Below are 24,307 nucleotides of genomic sequence, written 5' to 3'. Positions count from 1 at the left end.
ACTGAACTCAATCGATTTACGTCATCCTCGCCGCCAACGGGCAAAGGGTGACTCATGGCTAAGCTTAGTCAGCGGCGGCGGAGAGATAAAATAGGAATGAGTGAATATTGTGATAGCTTGCGGCGATTTATGGGTGTGCTATTGATAGTCAACACGCCGCGTTATCGGCGCCGCAGCATGAACGCGAGCACCGCGTCCGCCAGCTTGCCGAACGGCGCGCGCAGCAGGTCGGTAAAGCGCCAGCGGCTCTGGATGAAAACGCCCTTGGCGTGGCTCAGCGCCCGAAATCCCTCGATGCCGTGACAGGCTCCCATGCCGCTGGGGCCGATGCCGCCGAACGGCAGGTCGTCCTGAGCGAAGTGCAGCAGGGTGGCGTTGATGCTGACGTTGCCGGAGGCGGTGCGCGCCAGCAGCCGATCCTGCTGCGCGTCTGCCGGGCCAAAGTAGTAGAGCGCCAGCGGGCGCGGCCCGGCGTTGATAATGTCGATCGTTTCATCAAAGGCGGCGTAGGTGCGCACCGGCAGTAGTGGCCCGAAGATCTCTTCTTGCATGATCCGGCTGTCGTCGGGGGCGCCGACGACCAGCGTGGGGGCCAGGGTTTTCGGCCGTTCAGACGCCGAGTCCGGGCGATGGCCGACCGGAATGATTTGCGCGCCTCGCGCCTGGGCATCGGCGAGCAGATCGTGCAAGCGGTGGTAGTGCCTGTCGTTGATGATGGCGCCGTAGTCGTCGCCGGTTGGCCCGTCGGGATAAAAGGTTTTGACCGCCGCGTCGTAGAGCGCCATGAAGCTTGCCAGATCGTCCTGATGGATCAGCAGGTAATCGGGCGCGATGCAGGTTTGGCCCGCGTTCGACAGCTTGCCGAACGCCACGCTCTGGACGTTTCTGGCGTTAACCGCGCCGTGCGCCATGACGGCGGGGCTTTTGCCGCCCAGTTCTAGCGTTAATGGCACCAGATGTTTGCCGGCCGCCTGCATGACCTGACGGCCGATCGCCGTGCTGCCGGTGAACACCAGATGATCGAACGCCAGCTCGCTGAATCTGGCCCCGACGTCCGGCCCGCCGGTCACCACGGCGACCTCATCGGCGGGAAACCGCGCCGCCAGCATCGTTTCGATGAGCTGGCTGGTATGCGGCGTGAGCTCCGAAGGTTTCAGCATCACGCGGTTGCCGGCGGCCAGGGCGGTGGCCAGCGGGATGAAGGTCAACGATAAAGGGTAGTTCCACGGCGCCATGACGCCGATCACGCCCTTGGGCTGATATTGCACATAGGCGCGCGCGGCCTGATACGGCAGGGCGACGTGGCGGCGCTCCGGCTGCATGAAGCGTTTCAGGTTGCGCAGCAGGTAATCGATCGCCTGCACGGTGACCAGAATCTCCAGAATGTCGGTCTCGTAAGGCGAGCGGTGGCCGAAGTCCGCGCTGACGGCCGCCGCCAGCGCGCCGCGCTGGGCCAGAATGGCGCTCCGCAGGCGGCGCAGGGCGGCCTTGCGCTGATCCATCGTCGGCGCGCCGTCGCGCAGGAAGGCGTGGCGCTGGGCGGCAAGCCGTTGCTCCATCGTCGTGGCGGTGTCATCTCCTTGCACTTGAATACTCCTGATGCCGATCGAAAGCGGGAATGCGGTTTGCCGAATTGGGTTTGACCTTAAAGTGAGCTTTAAACCTATACTCGTTAAACGATCAACGCAAGATCGTCGGCCAGCCGGGATGAGGGAGCCAGAGATCCCGGCGCCGCGCGCAGTATAAACCTTCTTTTTTAACCATAGTGTAAATGGGAGAAACGACATGGGTTATGTAACGACCAGCGATGGCGTCGAGATTTTCTACAAGGATTGGGGCCCCAAAAACGGCAAGGTTATCTATTTCCACCACGGCTGGCCGCTGTCCAGCGATGACTGGGATGCCCAGATGCTGTTCTTCGTGAACCAAGGGTTCCGCGTGGTTGCGCACGATCGCCGCGGCCACGGCCGCTCCAGCCAGGTGTGGGAAGGGCACGACATGGATCACTACGCCGATGATGTCGCCGCGGTGGTGAAACACCTGGGCGTACAGGGCGCGATGCACGTGGGTCACTCGACGGGCGGCGGCGAGGTAGTGCGCTATATCGTGCGCCACGGCGAGGACAAGGTGTCCAAAGCGGTGCTGATCAGCGCGGTGCCGCCGCTGATGGTGAAAACCGACGCCAATCCGCAGGGCACCCCCAAAGCGGTGTTTGATGATTTCCAGGCGCAGCTGGCCGCCAACCGGGCGCAATTCTATTACGACGTGCCCGCCGGCCCGTTCTACGGCTATAACCGTCCGGGCGCCAAACCGTCGGAGGCCATTATCTGGAACTGGTGGCGCCAGGGCATGATGGGCGGCGCCAAGGCGCACTATGACGGCATCGTCGCCTTCTCGCAGACCGATTTCACCGAAGATCTCAAGAAGATTGCCATTCCGGTGCTGGTGATCCACGGCGACGACGATCAGGTGGTGCCTTATCAGGATTCCGGCGTGCTGTCGGCCAAGCTGGTGCAAAACGGCACGCTGCATACCTACAAGGGCGCGCCGCACGGCATCCCGACCACCCACGCCGATCAGGTCAACGCCGATCTGCTGGCGTTTGTGAACAGCTAAGAACAGCGCCCAGGGGGACGCTCCGCCGCCTGGGCGCTGCTTGAGGGATATCCCTCATTGCGGCCCTGCCGGCGGTTATTTAAGCTGAATGGGCAATGCAACGATGAATATGGAGATAATCATGACTGATTCAGTGTCCAACGATCGTAATCCCACCCCGGATGTGGCGGAAGACAACGCGTTCTTCCCATCCCCTTACTCCCTCAGCCAGTACACCTCGTCCAAAACCGACTTCACGGGCGCCAGCTACCCGAACGCCTATCGCGGCGGCAAGTGGAAGGTGCTGATGATCGCCTCGCAGGAGCGCTACCTGCTGATGCAAAACGGCAAGTTCTTCTCCACCGGCAACCATCCGGTCGAGATGCTGCTGCCGATGTATCACCTGGATCTGGCCGGTTTCGAGATCGACGTCGCTACGCCGTCCGGCGATCCGGTGAAGCTGGAGATGTGGGCGTTCCCGCATGAAGATGAAGCGGTCAAGGCCACCTACGAGAAGTACCGCAGCCAACTCAAGCAGCCGAAAAAGCTGACGGAAGTGGTGAAGGATCTGGATGGCGGCAACTACCTCGGCGTTTTCATTCCCGGCGGCCACGGCGTGCTCAACGATATCCCGTTCAGTGAAGAGGTGAAAAAGACGCTGCACTGGGCCCATGATAACGATCGCTACGTGATCTCGCTGTGCCACGGGCCGGCCGGTTTGCTGGCGGCGGGCATTGGCGAGAGCAAAGCGGATTTCCTCTATCGCGGCTATGAGATGTGCGTGTTCCCGGACTCGCTCGATACCGGCGCCAACATCGACATCGGCTATATCCCCGGCCCGATGCCCTGGCTGGTGGGCGAACGCCTGCGTGAGCTGGGCGTGAAGATCGTCAATGCCGACATCACCGGCAAGGTGCATAAAGATCGGCGCCTGCTGACCGGCGACAGCCCGCTGGCTTCCAACAACCTCGGCAAACTGGCGGCAGAAACGCTGCTGGCCGACGTCGCCGCGCGATGAGCGACGAGATCGCGCAGCGCGCTTTCCAGACGGCGTTGGCGATGGACCACGAGCGCACCTTGTCCGCCATTCAGGGGCGGGTTCGCGCCTTCGCCGCGCCGTTCGGTTTCAACCGCTTTGTGCTGTTTTCCGCCTCCGCGGCGGCGGAGGCGGGGATCGAGCATATTTATTGGGTCGAGGGCGACTGGTTCGGTGAGGGGGAGGCGGTCGATGCGCTGACCTACGTGCGGCACTGCCCGGTGACCCGGCACATGCTGCGGGCCGCCGAACCGTTCTTCTGGACCAAAAACCGGGCGCAGCAGGGCGAGCGCTACCGGATTGTGCGCACGCCGCGCGGCGCCGGTCTGCACGGCGTGCAGATCCCGGTATTCGGCCCCGCCGGGTTGGAGGGGGCGGTCAGCCTGGGGGGCGAGCGCATCGACGCCTCGCCGCCGGTGCGGCTGGCGCTGTCGCTGGTAGGCGCGGCGGCCTTTCTGGCGGCGCGGCGGCTGTTCGAACCTGCTGCCGGTGAACGGGAGGGCCGGCTGTCGGCGCGCGAGCGCGAGGTGCTGAGCTGGACCGCCATTGGCCGGCGGCAGGCGGATATCGCCGCGATGCTCGGCCTGTCTGAACGCACGGTGGAAAATCACCTGCGGCGCATTCGCCAACGTCTCGGCGCCGCCACCACCGCGCAGGCGATCAGCGTGGCGATCCGCCTGGGGGAAATCGCCCCCGAGAGCCGTTAGCCCGCCGCCATTTGCCGCAGCAGCCACGCGCGCAGCGCCATGATATCGGGGCGCTGCGCGGTCTCTTCGGTGGCCACCAGATAGTAGTTGGCGCCGGGCAATGACATCTCGAACGGCGCCGCCAGAACGCCGCGCTGCAACAAATCGCGCGCCAGCAGCCGGCTGGCGATCACCACCCCCTGGCCCGCCACCGCCGCCTGCAGCGCATGGGTCTCGTCGCTGAAGGTCAGCCCGGCTTCCACGTTCAATCCTTCCGGCCCGTAGCGCCGCCGCCAGTTATCCCAGGTCGGTGAGTCGGCGGGCACCTGCCGATGCTCCACGTGAAACAGCGTCACCCGCAGCAAATCTTCGATGTGCTCCAGCGCCAGCGCCGGGCTGGCCACCACGATAAAGCGATCCTCATGCAGCAGGGGGCAGTGCAGATCGCTTTCCGGCGTTTCACGGTAGCGGATGGCGACGTCCACGGTGCGCTGGCTGAGATCCACCCGCTCGACGCTGGTGTGCAGGCGCAGATCGATGGCGGGAAACTCCGCCTTGAAATCCGCCAGGCGCGGCACCAGCCAGTGGGTGAGAAAGTTGGAGGTGGTGGTGACGGTCAGCGCCGGCGGCTGCCGGGCGCGGGTGATTTGGGCGACGGACTGCTCCAGCGTGGCGAAGGCGCGCTGGGTGCCGGCATACAGGACCTCGCCAGTCTCGGTCAGGCTGACGCCCTGCGCGCTGCGCTCGCACACCCGGCATGCCAGCACCGACTCCAGCAGCTTGATCTGATGGCTGATCGCCGTTGCGCTGACGCCCAGCTCCTCGGCGGCCAGTTTGAAGCTGCGGCAGACGGCCACGGCGTGGAAAGCGCGCAGCGCGCCCAGCGGCGGCAAACGGGTTTTTCTCATGGCTGAATTATTCTCATCCAAGGCTGAAAACTATGAGTTTGTCTGACCCATTATACAAGAGATAGGCTACTGACATGTGAACAGGGAAATGAATTTATTTCATCATTTCCATTATGTCGGAGTGAACGATGAGCCTCTATATCAACAACGGCGCCCTGGGCGCCATGGAACACACGGGAACGGCGGCGAGCGCCTTGGCGCTCAGCGTGCCGGTCGCGGCGGGCGCCTTGCTGCTGAAGACCGAAAATCTGCTGGGCATCGGCGCGACCCTGATGCTGCTGACGGCATTGGCGCTGGCGTTTCTCGGCGGCGCCGCGCTGGCCCGCTGGCGGACGCTGCGGAACCGGCCTGCGCTGGCTATTCTCCGCCACGGCTTTTTACTGGCGGCGGCGGGATGGCTATTGATGCTGCTGATGCTGTTCGGCGGCCACGGCTGGCCGGCCCTGCTGCCGGGCCTCGCCCTCGGTGGCCTGGGCCAGGGCGTCGCCTACCGCACGGCAGTGGGGGAGAAAGGGGCCTTCGCCGTGGCGTGCAGGCTGACGACGGTGGTGACTCTCGTGGCCGTAGTGGTTGCCGTTTCGCTGGTGCAAACCTATGCCGCGCCGGGGATAAAGGGAGCCTGTTTCGCGCTGGCGCTGCTGGTCGATCTGGCCTTGCTGGGGGCGTTGATGGCGCGGATTGCGGAGCGTGACAGGGAGTGAGCCGCCGCGCTGCAGGTAAACAGCCCGCCGGTAAACCCGGCGGGCTTCGCTTAGGCGGCCGCCAGCTCTTGCGGGGCAATGGTTTGCAAACCGACAAGCTGAATGGCCGGCTGCTCCAGATTGATGCCAAAGTATCCTTGATCCCAATTGTAGATATTGACGACGTGCTGATTGAGCGCGCTTTCGCCCTGCATGAATATCGACAGATCCTGCGTATGGGTTTGCGCGTTGTAATTCAGTGAGAAGCTGCTGTTTGATCCTTCGGCGCCGAAGGCCAGCAGGTGGTTATCGATAGACAGGGAGGAGGCCTGTAAAAAGCCCAGCTCGAAGCTGTCGTCGATGTAGATATTGTGGGTCTGCTTCACGGGAATGTTCAGCAGGCTGTTGGGGAAGGGCACATCGTTGGACAGCATGCTCAGGTTTACGCCGAGATAATCCTGCGGCGCACTCCCACCCGGCGCAGTGGTATAACCATGCTCGAAGCGAATCTCGCTGGAGCCTTTGCCCAGGTTGACCTCCAGACCGTTGGCCGGCGTCAGCACCCGATCGTTAAAGGTGACGTTGTCCTTAAAGTCGGTCAGTTTAACCGCTTCGATGTTGTACAGCCCGTCCTTAAAGCCATACAGCCCGATGCCGTTTTTCTCGATTACCCCGCGCCCGCCATAGCTGCCCTGGTCGTCAAACTTCAGGTTTACCCCGTGCGACAGGCTGGAATAATCGACCGTATCGTGGCCGCTGCCGCCGTCGATCACCGTCCAGCCGTAGTTGCCGGCGTTGTTTTGCCAGCCGCGCGGCACGCTGATGGTGTCGTCGCCGCTGCCGGTGTTAACGGCGATATTGCCGAACGCCAGCGTGAAATCATCATCATGCAGCGTACCGACGCGGTACAGATTCGGCGTGGACAGCACGTCGGCAATGTCGTTGAAAATCGCCGAGCCGATATCCAGCTTGCCGGGGATAATGCTGCCGCCGCCGGTCACGCTGCTGCCGTAGGACTCAGTGTAGAAATCACGCGCCGCCTCGGCGGCCAGGCGGATGGTCTCGTGGCCAATGCCGAGGGTGGTCAAATAGGTGGGCACTTCGCCCGCCAGCAGCGTTTCAACCACGTAACTGAGGTTTTTCATCTGCATGGAGACCTGCGCCGCGGCAATCAGATCGTAAGTCCCGCCTTCCACCTTAAAGGCCGAGGTGTCGTTGGTCGCCACCCATTCGGTAAAGAACGAGGTGTCGCCTAAATAAGAGAACAGCGTGGTGCCGGCCCAGGGAGAATAGTTGGGGGCGCCGGTCGAGGAGGCGTCGGTGAACACTTCGGACGCCGCCGCACCGGCGTCGATCAGGCCAACCTCGTGAATATCCGGCACTTTGGCGCTGGTGGGCGGGGCATCCGGCAGCGGCGCATTGGGATCGCTGCTCAGATCGACGCCAAACAGCGTTTTGGCGAAGTTTTTGGCGATGTTGTCGGAGGCATTCTGAATGCGCGCCTCCCAGTCATCGGGCACATGCCCGGTGCGCAGCTCATACTGCAACTTGGTTTGGTCGCGAATGTAATGGGCAAACGCCCCCTGATTCGAGTTCACGCCATAGGCGCCTTTGATCCAGGTATACACCGCGATATCCACGCCCTCAATGGGTTGGTTGGCATGGTTGGGATCGGTGAGCGCATCGACGGATGCGGCATACACGGCCGGCCAGTCGCCGGCTTTGGCGGCCTCCCAAATCGCTTGCAGTTTTTCTCGGTCGGTAATGACGTAAGCCATATAAACACTCCTTGTTGCTGAGAGATTGCTTTGAAATTCAACATGATGAATGGAAGCGCGCGATGGAATAAACCGAAACCCGAACAGCCAGAAACGCGCATGCCGCGAGCCGCAGCGAACGATGGGCAGCAGGCACCCATAGCGAAAGGATAGACGCAACTTGCCGAGCGCGAGAAATTCGCTTATCGATTGTTTTTACAGGATTATTGCTGTAAATCGGCGGGTTAACCCGCGTATTGGTGCCAGGGAGGGATTTCCGTCAGCTGGGTTAGGAATCTTCTTAGATAAAAGAGTGGGTTTCGCTGGTGGGGCCAAGCGTCGGCGTTATGGCGGTGGCTGCCGCTTTGCGGGTTCACACCGACGGCAACGCAGGAGGGCGATTTCTCTCTGGCGCTGCTGGAGTGTGGAATGGGGGGGAATGCTGGAGTGGGGACTCTGGCGGTCGGTTTTGTGCCAGTAGCGGACGTTAACAATCTTGAACAGGTTAGCCGACAAACCTGAAAACTCTTTTGCTTACATCGGGAATGTTGGCAGAAAGTACTTCAATTATGATTACAGATCAGCCAGTTAATCCCAAATCTCAATGGGATCATTAATACTTTCCCCCTGGAGCAGTTGCTCAATGTGTTTAGGTAAGTTCCTTGGATAAAAAGTCGCAGACGACGATTTTAGTTCCTCCAGGGACCACCAGTGATACTCGAGATGATCTTCCAGTTCAAAAGGTTCCCGTTCTGCATAATGGATATCAGGTTTGAAATCATTTATATAGGCAAGGGATATAGCTTCGTGTTGCAGGCGCCTTTCACCGCGATACGAGTAATGAACATCTCTGAACCACTGAGGTACACGGACGCTTTGGAAAGGAACTATCAAACCCGTTTCTTCAAACACTTCACGTATGGCTGCGTCCGCGTGAGATTCCCCCTCCAAAATGCCACCGCCAGGTAATTCCCACGAATTTATGAAGTTAGGATTACTGACATCACGTGTGCTGAGAAGCAGGATCGAGCAGGTCTTATCAATCAGGACAACTCTTACCGCGCGCCGCTCAGTTTCTTTGAGTGGGAAAATCATTTCAGAAGACATAAATAAGGCCATAACAAATAAACACTAAAAGAAGATAGTCTACATACTGCCTTCTATTTTTCTACTAAAGTCCGCTCCTCGCTCAAAGCAGACCCAATGACCACGTAGCCTGTCCGTTGCGTGCCAGAAGCGGACGTTCACGTCCGTTCTTGAAATATTGGCCCGATAATTCAGCGTTAAATTTTCCGGTTAATACGCAACGCATCCACAACGAGTGAAAACGCTGGGGAAGGCTGTTTACGGCTGGGATAATAAAGATAGTAGCCGGGAAAAGGACGGCACCATTCTTCAAGCACGCGGATCAGTTTTCCTTCCTGCAGATGTGTGCCGAACTCCTCTTCAGGTAAAAAGGCAATGCCCAGTCCGGCAAGAGCTGCGTCAACGACGTGTTCCGATGTGTTAAACGTCATTTGCCCTTCAACCCGAACGTGAAATTTACCGTTTTCCTGCTCAAACTCCCAGGCGTAAATTTTCCCCGATTGAACCATGCGCTCATTAATACAGCAGTGTTGCATCAGATCGCGTGGCGTCTGAGGGGCGGCGCACCGGGCAAAATACTCAGGGGAAGCTACAGCCGCCATGCGCAGTTTCGGGCCAATGGGTACGGCTATCATATCTTTGTCGATAGTGTCTCCGAGCCGCACGCCGGCATCAAAACGGTCCGCCACGATATCCCGGAACCCGTGGTTGGCATCAAACTCAATATGAATATCAGGATATTCGCGTAGCAGTGGTGTCAGCTTTGGCAGCAGCGTGGTCTTCAGAACATTAGGTCCACATGTAATACGGACGGTCCCCGCAGGTTTATCACGCAGTGCCGTCAGCATGTCCAGCTCGGCTTCAATCTCATCAATACGATGGCCCACAGACTGCAGCAGGCGTTCCCCGGCGGCGGTCACTGACACGCTGCGCGTGGTTCGCGTCAGCAGGCGGATTTGCATCCGTTCTTCCAGCCCGGAAATCGCCTGGCTCAGTGCGGGCTGGGTCACGCCGAGCTGGGCGGCAGCGCGCGTAAAGCTGCCCTCACGCGCCACGGTGACGAAAGAGAGTAAGTCGTTGAGATTGCGTCTGGCCATGCTCGTTTCCGGTCCATTTATAAATTTTACTTATAAGGGTATTAAGTATTCATTAGCTAGTTAACCCGCTGCATATTGGTAACAATAATGCGATGAAAAAGTCAACGCTAACCCTTATGCAAAACGCTTACTGCAGAACATCACTGCTGCTCCTTGCCGGCCTGCTTTTCGTCACGCAGTCCGCTATGGCGGGTGACAACGACCGGGGAGTGGCGCAGGAGACGCTTATGAAAATTGAGATCATTGTGGAGGGAGAAACCGCCACCGCCACCCTCTTTGATACGCCGACAGGCCGGGACTTTGCGTCTTTGCTTCCCCTCAGCCTGACGCTGGAAGACTATGACGATATTGAGCGTATAAGCGACCTGCCGCGCAGGCTTTCCACGGTGCAGGCACCGGACGGCATGACGCCGGAAGCCGGAGATATCACTTACTACGCGCCCTGGGGCAACCTGGCGATTTTTGCCCAGGGCAGGGCTTACGCCCGTTCACTGATCCCGTTAGGGAAAGTGGATTCCTGACTGCCGGTCCTGCAGCGCCACGGACCTCTTGCGGTGCAGATCAGGGTCGCCAACTGACCCGCAGCACCTTCCGTACCGCGATTATCCCCCTTATCCCGTCTCCGTATGCCGTTTCAGCTCTTCCTGCAGCGCTGAAGGCTCCGGGGCACAGACTTCATGTTATCTACTGAAAAGAAATCCCTGAATGAGTAATAAGACAGACGAAAACAGAAAAAAAAACACCGGAAGCGGGAAACAGCCTGCGCACTGGAGTGGTGTCTTTGCCATGACGCTGTGCGTCTTCGCCCTGATCGCCTCCGAATTCATGCCGGTCAGCCTGCTGACACCGATGGCGCAGACCCTTCGTGTCACCGAAGGCATGGCCGGACAGGGCATCGCCATTTCCGGGGCATTTGCAGTGGTAACCAGCCTGTTTATTTCCGTGCTGGCAGGCACGCTTAACCGGAAAACGCTGCTGCTCGGCCTGACCTGCATGATGGCAATTTCCGGTGCTGTTATTGCGATGGCACCCAATTACCTGACCTATATGGCGGGCAGGGCTCTGATTGGCATCGTAGTCGGCGGGTTCTGGTCGATGTCGGCAGCCACGGCGATGCGTTTGGTTCCGGTGCACCGAGTTCCGCTGGCGTTGGCCATTTTTAACAGCGGCAATGCACTGGCCACGGTCATCGCGGCCCCTTTGGGCAGTTGGCTCGGTTCGGTGATCGGCTGGCGCGGGGCCTTCTTTTGTCTGGTGCCGGTCGCGATCGCCGCGTTTATCTGGCAGTTGTTCAGCCTGCCCTCCATGCAGGTCACCCGGCAGAGTAACGGTGCCAGCAATGTCTTCACGCTGTTTCGCCGTCGAGTGGTCACGTTAGGCATGCTGGGCGTCGGCATCTTCTTTATGGGGCAGTTCACGCTCTTTACCTACATCAGGCCTTTCCTTGAAACGGTGACGAAGGTGGATGCTTCAGTGGTCACCCTAATCCTGCTGGTTATCGGTGTCGCGGGTTTCATCGGCACCACGCTGATTGGCAGAGTGCTGAAACGCGGCTTCTACTCGACCCTGATAGCCATTCCGGTGCTGATGGCCATCACCGCGCTGGCACTGATCGCTTTTGGCAGTCAGGTGGCCATCGTGATGGTGCTGCTCGGGTTGTGGGGGCTGATTTCTACCGGTGCGCCGGTGGGGTGGTGGGCCTGGGTACCGCGTATCTTTCCGCAGAATGCCGAAGCCGGCGGCGGGCTGATGGTGGCAATGGTCCAGTTATCCATTGCGCTAGGTTCAACGGTAGGGGGGCTGCTTTTCGATCACCACGGCTACCAGAGCACTTTCTTGGCCAGCGTCACGATGCTGCTTATCGCGGCCGGGCTGATTTTCCTGACCTCACGCGCAGACACCTCTGCCAGAGACCATTCATAAACCCTGGAGTTATGTCATGACAGGTAAAGCTTACGGTGCCCATGCGGGCACACTGCCGCTGGAGCCGATGGATATCACCCGTCGCGCCTCCGGCGCCCGTGATGTGCAGATTGATTTCGCGTTCTGCGGCGTCTGCCATTCGGATAACGCCACCCTGGCTTAATGATAAGGAGACCATCATGAAAAAATTTACGTTAGCGCTGGGGCTGTTGATCAGTGCATTTGCTTCCTCTGCGGCGGATATGTCCCGTGGGGCCGATAATTTTTATAAAAGCGATAAGGTGACGCAGCAAAAAGTCACCTTTAAAAACCAGTATCAGATGGCCGTGGTCGGCAACCTGTTTATCCCGAAAAAGATGAACCAGAATACCCGACACCCGGCGATCGTCGTTGGTCACCCGATGGGAGCCGTTAAGGAACAGAGTTCGAATCTTTATGCGCAGAAGCTGGCGGAGCAGGGGTTTGTCACGCTGGCTATCGATCTCTCTTTCTGGGGAGAAAGCGAGGGCAAACCGGGGCACCTGATTTCACCGGAAATCTACACAGATGATTTCAGCGCGGCGGTTGATTATCTAAGCACACAGCCGTTTGTTGATCCGGATAGCATCGGTGTATTAGGTATCTGCGGCAGCGGAAGTTTTGTTATCAGTGCTGCCAAGATTGACCCGCGTATGAAAGCCATTGCCACCGTCAGCATGTATGACATGGGGGCTGCATTTCGCAACGGCCTCAACCATTCCCAGACGCCGGAACAACGAAAGGCCTTTATCCGGTCAGCCACAGAGCAGCGTTTAGCAGAGTTTCAGGGAGGCGAGACGGCCTACATTCCCGGTACCGTGAATACACTGGACGCTTCAACGCCGGATATTCAGCGTGAGTTTTTCGATTTCTACCGCACCGAACGCGGTGGTTACACCCCGAAGGGTGAGAAAGAAGCACTGACGACGAAACCGATGTTGAGCAGTATCGGCAAGTTTATGAACTTCTATCCGTTCAACGATATTGAAACCATTTCACCGCGTCCGATGCTGTTTATCACCGGCGATCGGGCTCACTCAAAAGAGTTCAGCGAGGATGCATTCAAACGCGCCGGTCAGCCTAAAGAGCTTTATGTCGTACCGGGCGCAGGGCATGTCGATCTCTATGATCGTACCGACGTGATCCCTTTTGACAAACTGACAGACTTTTTCCGTAAGAACCTGCAATAACACGTTCAGTTAAGGAGCATCTGACATGAACTATAAACATCTGGGTCGTACCGGCCTGCGGGTGAGCCGCATCGGTCTCGGTACCATGAATTTCGGTGAGCTGACGGATGAGCCGGCCAGCTTCAGGATCATGGATGAAGCCGTGGATGCGGGTATCAACTTTTTCGATACCGCTGACGTCTATGGCGGACCGCAGTCACCGGATATGGCAAAGGGGTACGGGACATCCGAAGAAATCATCGGTAACTGGTTGGCGCGCAGTGGCCTGCGTGACCGAATCGTGCTGGCCACGAAAGTTTACCAGCCGATGGATACGGGCCCGAATGACAAATATCTGTCCGCTTACCATATTCGCCGGGCCTGTGAGGCCAGTCTGAAAAGACTGAAAACGGACCATATCGATCTCTACCAGATGCACCATATCGACCGGAACACCCCCTGGGAGGAAATCTGGCAGGCCATGGAACAGCTGATCGGTGAGGGTAAAATCAGCTACGTGGGCAGCAGTAACTTTGCCGGCTGGGATATTGCCACCGCACAGTGCACGGCTGATGCGCGCAACCTGCTGGGGCTGGCATCGGAACAGAGCCTTTACAACCTGACCCAGCGCACGGTTGAGCTTGAAGTCATTCCGGCACTGCGCCATTACGGCATTGGCCTGATCCCCTGGAGCCCGGTCGGGATGGGGATGCTGGGTGGCGTGCTGAAAAAAATTGCCGATGGCCGCCGGGCAACACCGCAGCTGCAGGCACAAATCAATCGCTTGCGGCCGCAACTGGAGGCCTGGGAAACGCTGTGTGATGAGCTGGGGGAGGCGCCCTCAGACGTGGCGTTGGCCTGGCTGTTGCAGAACCCCGTGGTTACCGCTGTGCTCAGTGGTCCGCGCACAGCTGAACAGCTCCGTCAGAATCTCAATGCCCTGACGTTGTCCCTTTCAGGCGATACGCTCAAAAGACTGGATACCATCTGGCCGGGACCGGGTGGGGAAGCCCCTGAAGCCTACGCATGGTAACCGTTATCCGTGTTAACAATGACCGGCCTTCGGGTCGGTAAGTACGTTATTTCAGTCAAATTTATTTATCACCTGAAGATGTTGTTCTTTGCTTTAATACTTTGATGTCCGCTCTCGCTCATAGCGGACTTTCTCCCCAAGTGCCGATCCGCCTGGCGCCAGAAGCGGACTATCGTTCGCCTGACCACATAAGCCTCAGTGCGATGAAACAAATACCGAGGCAGGCTGCGCGGGCGGAATGGCGAAGTGACGCTGCATGCGTTTTATCTCCTCTGCCGGTGGTAGGCCAAACAGACGTTTGAATTCTCGATTAAATTGCGATGGGCTTTCATAGCCAACGGCGTAACTCGCGGCGGCGGCGGTGATTTGTTGGCGCACCATCAGCATCCGTGCCTGGTGCAGGCGTACCGATTTCACATACTGCATCGGCGGCATCTGCGTTATCGCTTTGAAATGGCTATGAAAGGTCGGCACGCTCATGCCGGCCCCCATCGCCAGCTGCGTCAGCGTTAACGGCTCCGCGTAAGCGGCATGGATGTGCTGCAACGCTTTACCGATTTTGCCAAACTGGCCCTGCAAGGCCAGAGCGGCACGCATTGCGTTGCCCTGTGCGCCTGTCAGCACGCGAAAATAAAGCTCACGCACCCGCGCCGGGCCGAGGATCGCCGCCTCAAGCGGGTTGGTCAGGACGTCAAGTAAGCGAAGAACGGCCATTTTTACCCTGTCGTCCATCGGGCTCGACATCATGCTTTGCGGTGCGACGGGAGGATGCGGGGCGCCATGCTGTTCAATCTGCAACATCAGTTCAGCGGCAAGCTGAAAATCCAGATGCATATAAATCGCCAGCAGCGGATGTGCTGCCGACGCGTCGGTTTCCATCACAAACGGCACCGGCACCGAAACCGCCAGGTAGTGCTGCTCATCATATAAATAGGTTTGTTGACCGAAATAACCGCGTTTGCTGCCCTGGCAGACAATCACGATCCCCGGATCGTAAAGCACCGGCGTTCTGGCAAGCGGGCGATCGGAACGCAAAATTCGCACATCAGGTAGGGCAGTGAGGTTGTATCCCTCTTGCACCGCAAGTCTATTCATCAGGGCAATCATGTCGGACATCCCACCACCTCATAAAATCAGGCAAGAAAAAGAGAAGATACGGCCTAAAAATGCGGCAGAGCAGAGAATACCATGCAACCTTCATGGTTCATGGGAGTTCTTTTTATGGCATCTGCAAAAACGATTTTAATCACCGGCGTCAGCAGTGGCTTTGGCCAGGCGCTGGCGCGGGAAGCCCTCGCCGTAGGGCATCGGGTTGTAGGGACGGTGCGCAACAGCGAAGCACTGCAGGCTTTCGGCGCGCTCGATACGCAGCGGGCTTTTGGCTATCTGCTTGATGTCACGGACGTTGAGCGTATTGATGAGGTGGTTGGAGAGATTGAGTCCGCCGTCGGTCCGATAGATGTGCTGGTGAACAATGCCGGTTACGGCCACGAAGGCATTCTGGAAGAGTCCCCGCTTGCAGAGCTGCGCCGCCAGTTTGACGTCAATGTGTTTGGCGCGGTGGCGATGATCAAAGCCGTGCTACCGGGCATGCGCCAGCGCCGTCGCGGCCACATTATCAATATTACCTCAATGGGCAGCTTCATTACCTTGCCCGGTATCAGCTATTACTGTGGCAGCAAATTTGCACTGGAAGGGATATCAGAAACGTTAAGTAAAGAGCTTGACCCGTTCAACATCTACGTGACCGCAGTAGCGCCCGGCTCGTTTCGAACGGACTGGGCCGGGCGTTCAATGGTGCGCAGCCCTCGCCGTCTCCCGGACTATGACGCGTTATTTGAACCTGTTCGTCAGGCGCGTCAGGAAAAAAGCGGTAAGCAACTCGGCGATCCGATTAAGGCGGCTCACGCCATGCTGGCAGTGATTGAGAGCCGGAACCCACCCACGCATCTGTTGTTAGGCAGTGACGCATTAAGTTTGGTGCGGCAAAAGCTCGAGGCGTTAGGTCAGGAAATTGAACAATGGGAGAAACTTACCCGTTCAACGGATGGCTGACCGGTTTCGGGTAGAGAGTGTCGGGGATACTCGAGCATAGCCGCCCAACAGCAAAAAGCCCGCTCAGGTTTCCCTGAGCGGGCTTCTCTAAATATGGCTCCTCTGACTGGACTCGAACCAGTGACATACGGATTAACAGTCCGCCGTTCTACCGACTGAACTACAGAGGAATCGTTGGAACGGGGCGAATAATAGCGAGGCGCCGTCGGCATGTCAAAGGAGGATTACACATTCTGTGACTGTTTGCTTACAGAATGCGCAACCCGTTGAGTTTTTTGGCAGATTTAGCCCTCTGGCGCCCGCTGCAGGCGCAGCTGATAGCGGTAAACGCCGGCGGTGAGCAGGTAATCCCGGTGCACGCTCGGGCTCCAGGAGTCGTCGCCGCCCACCCCCATGTGGAAGCCGTCCAGGTGCAGCCAGGTGCCCGCTTCCGGCTGCAGCAGATGCTGGTGGCTGCAGGCCATCAGCTGTTGCAGGCCGTAGCGGCTGAGCGAGAAGTGGAAGCGGCCGTCGATGCGCCAGCCGCCGTAGCGCAGGCTGCGGGTGTCGCAGCGCAGGCCGTTCTCGCCGGGGAAAATATACGGCGTGTGCAGATCCGCCAGCGGCAGGCGCCAGCGCCCATGCTGCGCGGCCAGGCGGCGATCCGGGTAGTTCTCGTGCGGGCCCAGACCCAGCCATTCCGCCTGCGGCTGCACCGTCGCCAGTTGGCAGTGCAGGCCGATGCGCGCCGGCGGCGGCAGGGCGTCGGCCACCTCGACCTCCACGTTCACGCTCACCGCGCCCAGCGCGTCGAACAGCCACTGCTTGCGGCTAATCAGCAAAATCTGCCCGTCCACGCCGAACTGGTGTTCGCTCACCACCCGCATGCCGTTTTGCAGCGCATCCGCCTGCAGCCGCACGCAGTGCTCCTCCAGCCGGTACAGGCCCGCCAGCTTCCAGCGTTCGACCCAGGCGTTGGGATCGATATGGTCCGCTTCGCTGACGCCGATGTCGTTATCGATCGGCGCGCGCGCAAAGCCGTCGCGCAGCGGCGTCAGCAGCTGCGGCTGTTCGTTTTGCCACCACTGCGTCAGGTGGCCGCTGCTGCGCTCGAAGCGCCAGCGCTGGTCGTCGTGGGTGAGGGTCAGCCCCTGATCGTCTTCAATCAGCGTGGGCGGCACGCCCTGTACGGGCGGCGGCGCGGGATGCAGCGCGCGCGGCACCCGCCACTGATCCCAGGCGCAGCGGTGGTGCGCTTCGGACCAGTCGGTGGCCTGCGGTTGCACCACCTCCACGTTCAGCCACAGCTCGCCGGGCTGATGCAGCATCGGCAGCCGCTCGAGCAAGATGAAGCTAGCGCTGCCCTGCGGCGGCAGCGCCAGATCGAAGCTGCCGCTGGCGCGCTCCACGCCGTCCAGCTCCAACCGCCAGTTGAGCTGTTCGTTGTCGGTGTGGCGGAACAGGTAATCGCTGGTGACGGTCAGCGTCAGCGAGGCGGCGTCGAAGGCGAAGCGGAACAGCTGCTGCGCCCGCTGCGCTTCGAACAGCGCCGGGTGCGGGGTGCGATCCGCGAACACCAGCCCGTTCAGGCAGAACTGGCGATCGTTGGGGGTGTCGCCGAAGTCGCCGCCGTAGGCCCAAAATTCCTCGCCGCGCTCGTCACGCTTGATCAGCGCCTGATCGACCCAATCCCAGACAAAGCCGCCCTGCAGGCGCGGATGTGCGTGGAACGCGCGCCAGTAGCGCTCAAAGCCGCCGAAGCTGTTGCCCATCGCATGGGCGTATTCGCACAGGATCAGCGGGCGCTGTTCCTCCGGCAGGCCGATCCACTTGCCGATCGCCCATTTGGGCACCGCCGGGAACGGCTGATCCTGATCCACCCGCGCATACATCGGGCAGATGATGTCGGTGGCGGCGGTGTCGGCGCCGCCGCCTTCATATTGCACCGGGCGGGTCGGATCCTGGCTTTTCACCCAGCGGTACAGCGCGTCGTGGTTCGCGCCGTGGCCGGACTCGTTGCCCAGCGACCAGATAATGATGCAAGGGTGGTTGCGATCGCGTTGCACCATGCGGGTGACGCGCTCGCTCATCGCCGGCAGCCACAGCGGATCGTCAGCCAGGCGGTTCATCGGCTGCATGCCGTGGGTCTCGATATTGGCTTCATCCACCACGTACAGCCCGTAGCGATCGCACAACCGATACCACAGCGGGTGGTTGGGATAATGCGAGCAGCGCACCGCGTTGAAGTTGTGTTGCTTCATCAGCAGGATGTCGTGGCGCATCGTCGCTTCGTCCATCACCTGGCCGTGGCGCGGATGATGCTCGTGGCGGTTAACGCCGCGGATCAGCAGCGGCTGCCCGTTAAGCTTCAACAGCCCGCCGCTGATTTCCACCTGGCGGAAGCCAACGTCATAGGCCTCCACCTCGATAATTTCTCCTGTGGGCGAGAGCAGGGCGACGGTGGCACGATACAGCGCGGGCGTTTCGGCGCTCCACAGCGCCGGGCGTTCCACCGGCAGCCGCAGCGTGACGCGATCGTCATAGGCGCCGCGTTCGTCCACGATCTCGCTGCCGAGCGGCTGGGTGCGCTCGGCCACCCGCGCACCATCGCGCCACAGCTGCACCTGCACCTGCAGCGGGCCGGGCCGGCTGGCGCGCGCCGTCACCACCAGTTCGCCGCGGGTAAAGCCGTCATGCAGCGGGGTGGTGATGCGCACATCGCTCAGGTGCGCGGCGGGTTTGTGCAGCAGGCTGACGTCGCGGAAGATGCCGCTCATGCGCCACATGTCCTGATCTTCCAGATAACTGCCGTCGCACCAGCGCAGCACCATCACCGCCAGCCGGTTTTCACCCGGCTGCAGCCACGGGCTGAGATCGAACTCCGCCGGCAGGCGGCTGTCCTGCGAATAGCCCACCCAGTAGCCGTTGCACCATAAATAGAACGCCGAGTTGACGCCGTCGAAGATGACGCGCGTCTGGCCGGCGGCCAGCCAGGCCGGATCGACGCTGAAGGCGCGCGAGTAGCAGCCGGTCGGGTTGTCTTCCGGCACGCGCGGCGGATCGACCGGGAACGGGTAGCGCACGTTGGTGTAGATCGGCGCGTCGTAGCCGGCGAGCTGCCAGTTGCCCGGCACCGCCAGCGGGGCGGCGTCCGGCAGATCCTGCTGCAGCCAGCCTTCCGGCGCCGCCTGCGGGCGCGGGAAATAGCTGAAGCGCCACTCGCCGTTCAGTGACCGGCGGCTGGCGCTGGGGGCATCGTCGCGCGCGTCTTCCACCGTGCGCCAGCTGGCGAACGGCGGGTGGGCGTCCAGCCGGCGGTAGTGGGTGCAGGCGGGGTTTTGCCAGTCACGGCGGGCGAGGATCTCGGACAGGGAAGCTAGGGGTTCAGCGGGCATCGGCGATCGTCCAGTCGGCTAGGTGATGCTCACCAAGATGCTGACCGGCGCATAAAAAGTAAAGCGGTTACACGCAACCTTGCAAGGGCGATCAAATAACCGTTAATGCGGCTCGCCGGCACGATAGATCCGCTGTGGGCGGCCCACTTTGCCGTAAATGATCTCGGCGCGCAGCTGCTGCGCGGCGGTGCAAAACTCCAGATAACGGCGCGCGGTGGTGCGGCTGAGCCCCATTTTTTGCGCAACGCTTTCAGCGGTGTGGCGCGCGGCGGGCTCGGCGAACAGCGCGCGGATCTTGCCGAGCGTCAGCTCGTCGATGCCGGCGGGCAGCGCCGCCTGCTGTTCGCCGCGGGCGTAGGTGTTGAACATCTCGTCGATGCGGCGCTGGTTAAGGCGCGCTTTGTCTTTTAGCGCTTCGCGGCGCTGGCTGAAGCGCTGCAGCGTCTGGCTCAGCCGGTCATAGGCCAGCGGTTTGATCAGGTAGTCGAACACGCCGTAGCGCAACGCCTCGGCCACGGTGGCCATGTCGCTGGCGGCGGTGATGAACACGATGCCGCCGCGATAGCCGCTCAGCGTCAGTTCGCGCAGCAGGGTGATGCCCTGGCCGTCGGGCAGAAAGTTGTCCAGCAGGATCAGATCCGGCTTGAAGCGTTCGGTCATGGCGCGCGCCTGCGCCAGCGTGCCGGCCAGCCAAATCTGGCGGCAGCCGCCGTTCTGGCGGATAAACTCCGCGTGCATCTCCGCCAGCGGCGTTTCGTCTTCAACGATCAGGATGTTCAGCCATTCCATAGTGCGACCCGTAATTGCAATAAAAATGCTAAGTGAATGTAAGTGAATTGCGGCGCCAAATAAAGATTATCTCAATAATAAACACCATAAGATTAATTAAGCAAATAAAGAACATTAAATAACTTATTAACCGGGATCGGTTTGTGAAATAGGTCAATAATCGGCGTTTTTTTTCTGCTTACCATGGGTTTATCGAACGAGAGGATGATTTTATCTTCATGGTTTTTAAGGTTTTAATTGCCATTTCTGATGTTAATTAAAATGCCTTTTTGTATTTCATTTGTTGTTTGCCAGTTAACCCAGAGAGCGTGTTATGTTAGGCGATGCCGTATTTAATCGGGTAAAGCGATCGGATCATAAAGCGATTTCAGAAATAAGCGCCTTTTTGCGCAGTAACGATCTGAATATCGACACCACGGTTGAAATATTTATTACCGTTACCCAGCACGACAAATTGGTCGCCTGCGGCGGCATCGCCGACAATATTATCAAATGCGTCGCCATCAGCCCGCTGATGCGCGGCGAAGGGTTGGCGCTGGCGCTGGCGACCGAGCTGGTGAACCTGGCCTACGAGCGCCACCACACCCAGCTGTTTATCTACACCAAGGTGCAGAACGAGCCGCTGTTCCGCCAGTGCGGTTTCTACCCGATCGCCACCGTGCCGGGCATCGTGGTGCTGATGGAAAACAGCCCGTGCCGCCTGAAGCGCTACGCCGCCCAGCTGGCGAGCCAGCGCCGGCCGGGCGACACCATCGGCAGCATCGTGATGAACGCCAACCCCTTCACTCGCGGGCATCAGTATCTGGTGCGTCAGGCGGCCAAACGCTGCGACTGGCTGCACCTGTTTCTGGTGAAGGAAAATACCTCGCGCTTCAGCTATGAAGACCGCCGCCGGCTGGTGCTGGCCGGCACCGCCGACATCCCCAACCTCACGGTACACGAAGGCTCGCAGTACGTGATCTCGCGCGCCACCTTCCCCTGTTACTTCATCAAGGACCAGGGCGTGGCCGACGACTGTTACACCGAAATCGATCTGAAGATCTTCCGCCAGTATCTGGCGCCCGCGCTGGGCATTACGCGCCGCTTCGTCGGCAACGAGCCGTTCTGCGCGGTGACCGCGAAATACAACCGCGACATGCGCTACTGGCTGGAAACGCCGGCGCTGCCCAGCCCGCCGATCGCGCTGGTGGAAATCGAGCGTTTGCAATATCAGGGCACGGCGATCTCCGCCTCCTGGGTGCGCAAGCTGCTGGCGGCGGGGGACTTCCACGCCGCCGCGCCGCTGGTGCCGCCGGACACCCTGTACTACCTGCAGGATCTGCAAACGCAGCGCCGGGCCAAGGCGGCCCCGCATCCTTTTGAGTCCGCACAATCAGGTGAATGATGAAAATTATCCGAGAAGCAATGGCCGGCACGCTGGAGTCCAGCGATGTCATGGTGCGCATCGCGCCCGCCGAAGGGCCGCAGCACGATCTGCTGATCGCCAGCAGCGTGGAAAAACAGTTCGGCGCGGCGATCCGCCGCACCCTGCTGGAGGTGCTGCAGCGCTATGAGGTGGAACCGGTGCAGGTGATCGTCGACGACAAAGGGGCGCTGGACTGCGTGCTGCGCGCCCGGCTGGAAACCGCGCTGATGCGCGCCTGCGAGGGTGGCCAACTGCCGTGGGAGGCGAAAGATGAAAACGCTGAATAAAACCCGGCTGCGCCGCAGCATGCTGTTCGTCCCCGGCGCCAACGCGGCGATGGTCAGCAACGCCTTTATCTATCAGGCCGATGCGCTGATGTTCGATCTGGAAGACTCGGTGATCCTGCGTGAAAAAGACGCGGCGCGCCGGCTGGTGTACCACGCGCTGCAGCACCCGCTGTACCAGGAGGTGGAAACCATCGTACGCGTCAATGCGCTCGACTCCGCCTACGGCCTGGCGGATTTGCAGGCGGTGGTGCGCGGCGGCGCGGATATCGTGCGCCTGCCGAAGACCGACAGCGCGCAGGACGTTATCGACATGGAGCGCGAGATTGCCGCCATCGAAGCGGCCTGCGGCCGGCCGGTCGGCAGCACCGGGCTGCTGGCGGCGATCGAATCGGCGCAGGGCATCACCAACGCGGTGGCGATCGCGCACGCTTCGCCGCGTCTTATCGGCATCGCGCTGGGAGCGGAGGACTATGTACGCAACCTGCGCACCGAACGCTCGCCGGAAGGCATCGAGCTGCTGTTCGCCCGCTGCTCGCTGCTGCAGGCGGCGCGCGCCGCCGGCATTCAGGCGTTCGACACCGTGTATTCCGACGCCAACAACGAGGCCGGTTTCCTGCAGGAGGCGGCGCTGATCAAACAGCTCGGCTTCGACGGCAAATCGCTGATCAACCCGCGCCAGATTGAGCTGCTGCACAACCTGTACGCGCCGACCGCCAAAGAGGTGGCGCACGCGCAGCGGGTGGTGGACGCCGCCGAAGCGGCGGAGCGGGAGGGGCGAGGCGTGGTGTCGCTGAACGGAAAAATGGTCGACAGCCCGGTGATTGAACGCGCCCGGCTGGTGCTGGAGCGCGCCGCGCTGTCCGGCTTACGGGAAGAACCGGCGCAGCACGGGGAGGAAGCATGATGAACCGCCAACAACGATTGATGACCTTCGCCAACCCGGCGGATCTGCCGGGCTATCAGGACGTTTCCAAAGCCAACCTGCAGGCGCGCAAACCGCGCGATCTCAAGCTGTGCGACTCCTTGCAGGAAGCGGTGCGCCGCAGCGGGCTGCAGGACGGCATGACCATTTCCTTCCACCATGCGTTTCGCGGTGGTGATTTGACGCTCAATCAGGTGATGGAGACGCTGGCGGCGATGGGGTTCCGCAACCTGACGCTGGCCTCCAGTTCGCTGACCGATTGCCACGCGCCGTTGGTTGAGCATATCCGCCACGGCGTGGTGAGCCGCATTTACACTTCCGGGCTGCGCGGCCCGCTGGCGGACGCCGTTTCGCGCGGGCTGCTGGCGGAGCCGGTGCAAATTCACTCGCACGGCGGCCGGGTCAACCTGATTGAATCCGGCGAGCTGCAGATAGACGTGGCCTTCCTCGGCGTGCCGGCCTGCGATGAGTTCGGCAACGCCAACGGCTACAGCGGTGAAGCCTGCTGCGGCTCGCTCGGCTATGCGCGGGTGGACGCCGAGGCGGCGGGCACCGTGGTGCTGCTGACCGAGCAGCTGGTGCCGTATCCGCATCATCCCGCCAGCCTGGCGCAGGATCGGGTGGATCTGATCGTGCAGCTGGAGCGGGTGGGCGACGCCGACAAGATCGGCGCCGACGCCACGCGCATGACCTCGAACCCGCGCGAGCTGCTGATCGCCCGCCGCGCCGCCGAGGTGATCGCCGGTTCAGGCTACTTCACCGAAGGGTTTTCGCTGCAAACCGGCACCGGCGGCGCCTCGCTGGCGGTGACCCGTTTCCTGGAGAACAAGATGCGCGCCCGCGACATTCGCGCCGCGTTCGCCCTTGGCGGCATCACCTCGACCATGGTGGATCTGCACGAGAAAGGGCTGATCGGCAAGCTGCTGGACGTGCAGAGCTTCGATCGGGCGGCGGCGACCTCGCTGGCGCGCAACCCGCGCCATATCGAGATCAGCGCCAACCAGTACGCCAATTTCAGCTCCAAGGGCGCCTCGGTCGATCGGCTCGACGTGGTGGTGCTGAGCGCGCTGGAAATCGACACCGGCTTCAACGTTAACGTGCTGACCGGCTCCGACGGCGTGCTGCGCGGCGCGTCCGGCGGCCACTGCGACACCGCCGCCGCCGCGCGGCTGGCGATCATCGTCGCGCCGCTGGTGCGCGGGCGCATTCCGACGCTGGTGGAGCAGGTGACCACCTGCGTCACGCCGGGCTCCAGCATCGACATTCTGGTGACCGACCACGGCATCGCCGTCAACCCGGCGCGGCCGGAGCTGGCGCAGCGCCTGCGGGAGGCCGGGCTCGAGGTGGTGAGCATCGACTGGCTGCGCACCCGCGCGCTGCAGCTGACCGGTGAACCGCAGCCGATCGCCTTTACCGACAAGGTGGTGGCGGTGGTGCGCTACCGCGACGGTTCGGTGATCGATGTGGTGCATCAGGTGGCGGAGTAA

General features: G+C 60.6%; 21 protein-coding genes, 1 tRNA gene and 1 pseudogene. 14 read left to right on the top strand and 9 right to left on the bottom strand.

The genetic code is table 11. The features are described from left to right. Positions 1-161: 161 nt before the first annotated feature. On the bottom strand, positions 162-1,586 hold the full coding sequence (locus tag ACJ8IJ_RS04020; RefSeq protein ID WP_442518280.1) for a coniferyl aldehyde dehydrogenase: 1,425 nt from the start codon (positions 1,584-1,586) through the stop codon (positions 162-164). Positions 1,587-1,785: 199 nt separating this feature from the next. On the opposite strand from ACJ8IJ_RS04020, the gene ACJ8IJ_RS04015 reads away from it, so the two are divergent. The 3 genes from ACJ8IJ_RS04015 to ACJ8IJ_RS04005 all read left to right on the top strand — a co-directional run bounded on the left by ACJ8IJ_RS04015 (position 1,786) and on the right by ACJ8IJ_RS04005 (position 4,338). Beyond that, positions 1,786-2,616, top strand: a complete 831-nt coding sequence (locus ACJ8IJ_RS04015) for an alpha/beta fold hydrolase (protein ID WP_044030866.1) — start codon at positions 1,786-1,788, stop codon at positions 2,614-2,616. Positions 2,617-2,737: 121 nt separating this feature from the next. Beyond that, positions 2,738-3,613: a glyoxalase III HchA gene (gene hchA / locus ACJ8IJ_RS04010; protein ID WP_004928649.1), complete on the top strand. Its 876-nt coding sequence runs from the start codon at positions 2,738-2,740 to the stop codon at positions 3,611-3,613. Beyond that, positions 3,610-4,338: a PA1136 family autoinducer-binding transcriptional regulator gene (locus tag ACJ8IJ_RS04005; RefSeq protein WP_049187905.1), complete on the top strand. Its 729-nt coding sequence runs from the start codon at positions 3,610-3,612 to the stop codon at positions 4,336-4,338. Before hchA ends, ACJ8IJ_RS04005 begins: the two co-directional genes overlap by 4 nt. Here ACJ8IJ_RS04005 and ACJ8IJ_RS04000 read toward each other — a convergent pair. Next, positions 4,335-5,225, bottom strand: coding sequence for a LysR substrate-binding domain-containing protein (locus tag ACJ8IJ_RS04000; protein ID WP_442518279.1), 891 nt, complete (start codon positions 5,223-5,225; stop codon positions 4,335-4,337). The two genes, ACJ8IJ_RS04005 and ACJ8IJ_RS04000, sit on opposite strands and share 4 nt — an antisense overlap. A gap of 128 nt (positions 5,226-5,353) precedes the next feature. Between ACJ8IJ_RS04000 and ACJ8IJ_RS03995 the strand changes: the two genes are divergently transcribed. Continuing rightward, the gene (locus ACJ8IJ_RS03995; RefSeq protein WP_442518278.1) at positions 5,354-5,926 is read left to right on the top strand and encodes a hypothetical protein; all 573 of its coding nucleotides are present in this window, start codon (positions 5,354-5,356) and stop codon (positions 5,924-5,926) included. A gap of 50 nt (positions 5,927-5,976) precedes the next feature. Here the strand turns inward: ACJ8IJ_RS03995 and ACJ8IJ_RS03990 are convergent, their stop codons facing one another. The 3 genes from ACJ8IJ_RS03990 to ACJ8IJ_RS03980 form a co-directional block, all read right to left on the bottom strand. After that, complete coding sequence (locus ACJ8IJ_RS03990; RefSeq protein WP_442518277.1) at positions 5,977-7,683, bottom strand: hemolysin; 1,707 nt, start codon at positions 7,681-7,683, stop codon at positions 5,977-5,979. A 567-nt stretch (positions 7,684-8,250) separates the two neighbouring features. Beyond that, positions 8,251-8,769, bottom strand: a complete 519-nt coding sequence (locus tag ACJ8IJ_RS03985) for an NUDIX hydrolase (protein WP_015378447.1) — start codon at positions 8,767-8,769, stop codon at positions 8,251-8,253. Between the two features lie 176 nt (positions 8,770-8,945). After that, positions 8,946-9,845, bottom strand: a complete 900-nt coding sequence (locus tag ACJ8IJ_RS03980) for a LysR family transcriptional regulator (protein WP_004928662.1) — start codon at positions 9,843-9,845, stop codon at positions 8,946-8,948. Between the two features lie 227 nt (positions 9,846-10,072). On the opposite strand from ACJ8IJ_RS03980, the gene ACJ8IJ_RS03975 reads away from it, so the two are divergent. The 5 genes and pseudogenes from ACJ8IJ_RS03975 (at position 10,073) to ACJ8IJ_RS03955 (ending at position 13,988) form a co-directional block, all read left to right on the top strand. Then, a complete protein-coding gene (locus ACJ8IJ_RS03975; protein WP_442518276.1) occupies positions 10,073-10,366 on the top strand; it encodes a cyclophilin-like fold protein in 294 nt (97 codons plus the stop codon). A gap of 184 nt (positions 10,367-10,550) precedes the next feature. After that, on the top strand, positions 10,551-11,768 hold the full coding sequence (locus tag ACJ8IJ_RS03970) for an MFS transporter (RefSeq protein ID WP_071591411.1): 1,218 nt from the start codon (positions 10,551-10,553) through the stop codon (positions 11,766-11,768). A gap of 16 nt (positions 11,769-11,784) precedes the next feature. Further along, positions 11,785-11,913, top strand: a pseudogene (locus tag ACJ8IJ_RS03965) (alcohol dehydrogenase); the annotation flags it as partial. A 34-nt stretch (positions 11,914-11,947) separates the two neighbouring features. Beyond that, entirely contained in the window at positions 11,948-12,976 is a 1,029-nt protein-coding gene (locus ACJ8IJ_RS03960; protein WP_004928673.1) for an alpha/beta hydrolase, read from the top strand. A gap of 25 nt (positions 12,977-13,001) precedes the next feature. Beyond that, positions 13,002-13,988 (top strand): aldo/keto reductase, encoded by a 987-nt coding sequence (locus tag ACJ8IJ_RS03955; protein WP_280631423.1) that lies wholly within the window; start codon positions 13,002-13,004, stop codon positions 13,986-13,988. Between the two features lie 195 nt (positions 13,989-14,183). Here the strand turns inward: ACJ8IJ_RS03955 and ACJ8IJ_RS03950 are convergent, their stop codons facing one another. Further along, complete coding sequence (locus ACJ8IJ_RS03950) at positions 14,184-15,104, bottom strand: AraC family transcriptional regulator (RefSeq protein WP_015378444.1); 921 nt, start codon at positions 15,102-15,104, stop codon at positions 14,184-14,186. A 105-nt stretch (positions 15,105-15,209) separates the two neighbouring features. Here ACJ8IJ_RS03950 and ACJ8IJ_RS03945 point away from each other — a divergent pair, with 105 nt between their 5' ends. Further along, positions 15,210-16,043: an oxidoreductase gene (locus ACJ8IJ_RS03945; protein ID WP_004928681.1), complete on the top strand. Its 834-nt coding sequence runs from the start codon at positions 15,210-15,212 to the stop codon at positions 16,041-16,043. 94 nt (positions 16,044-16,137) lie between these two features. Here the strand turns inward: ACJ8IJ_RS03945 and ACJ8IJ_RS03940 are convergent. The 3 genes from ACJ8IJ_RS03940 to dpiA form a co-directional block, all read right to left on the bottom strand. Then, positions 16,138-16,213: transfer RNA gene (locus tag ACJ8IJ_RS03940), tRNA-Asn, on the bottom strand. Positions 16,214-16,327: 114 nt separating this feature from the next. Next, complete coding sequence (locus ACJ8IJ_RS03935) at positions 16,328-19,417, bottom strand: beta-galactosidase (RefSeq protein ID WP_442518275.1); 3,090 nt, start codon at positions 19,415-19,417, stop codon at positions 16,328-16,330. 102 nt (positions 19,418-19,519) lie between these two features. Continuing rightward, entirely contained in the window at positions 19,520-20,206 is a 687-nt protein-coding gene (dpiA, locus tag ACJ8IJ_RS03930; protein ID WP_004940807.1) for a two-component response regulator DpiA, read from the bottom strand. 313 nt (positions 20,207-20,519) lie between these two features. Here dpiA and citC point away from each other — a divergent pair, with 313 nt between their 5' ends. The 4 genes from citC to citF are packed head-to-tail and all read left to right on the top strand — an operon-like array spanning position 20,520 to position 24,307. Beyond that, positions 20,520-21,590: a [citrate (pro-3S)-lyase] ligase gene (gene citC, locus ACJ8IJ_RS03925; protein WP_280631425.1), complete on the top strand. Its 1,071-nt coding sequence runs from the start codon at positions 20,520-20,522 to the stop codon at positions 21,588-21,590. Beyond that, complete coding sequence (gene citD / locus ACJ8IJ_RS03920) at positions 21,590-21,898, top strand: citrate lyase acyl carrier protein (protein ID WP_004940811.1); 309 nt, start codon at positions 21,590-21,592, stop codon at positions 21,896-21,898. The genes citC and citD overlap by 1 nt, the downstream gene beginning before the upstream one ends. Further along, the gene (gene citE, locus ACJ8IJ_RS03915; protein ID WP_044030873.1) at positions 21,882-22,802 is read left to right on the top strand and encodes a citrate (pro-3S)-lyase subunit beta; all 921 of its coding nucleotides are present in this window, start codon (positions 21,882-21,884) and stop codon (positions 22,800-22,802) included. The genes citD and citE overlap by 17 nt, the downstream gene beginning before the upstream one ends. Then, positions 22,802-24,307 (top strand): citrate lyase subunit alpha, encoded by a 1,506-nt coding sequence (citF, locus tag ACJ8IJ_RS03910; protein ID WP_442518396.1) that lies wholly within the window; start codon positions 22,802-22,804, stop codon positions 24,305-24,307. Before citE ends, citF begins: the two co-directional genes overlap by 1 nt.

The organism is Serratia sp. CY40230 (assembly GCF_052168835.1).
Taxonomy (GTDB): domain Bacteria; phylum Pseudomonadota; class Gammaproteobacteria; order Enterobacterales; family Enterobacteriaceae; genus Serratia; species Serratia nematodiphila.
Note: the sequence above shows the minus strand (reverse complement) of the source record. Positions and strands in the feature narration are given on the sequence as shown.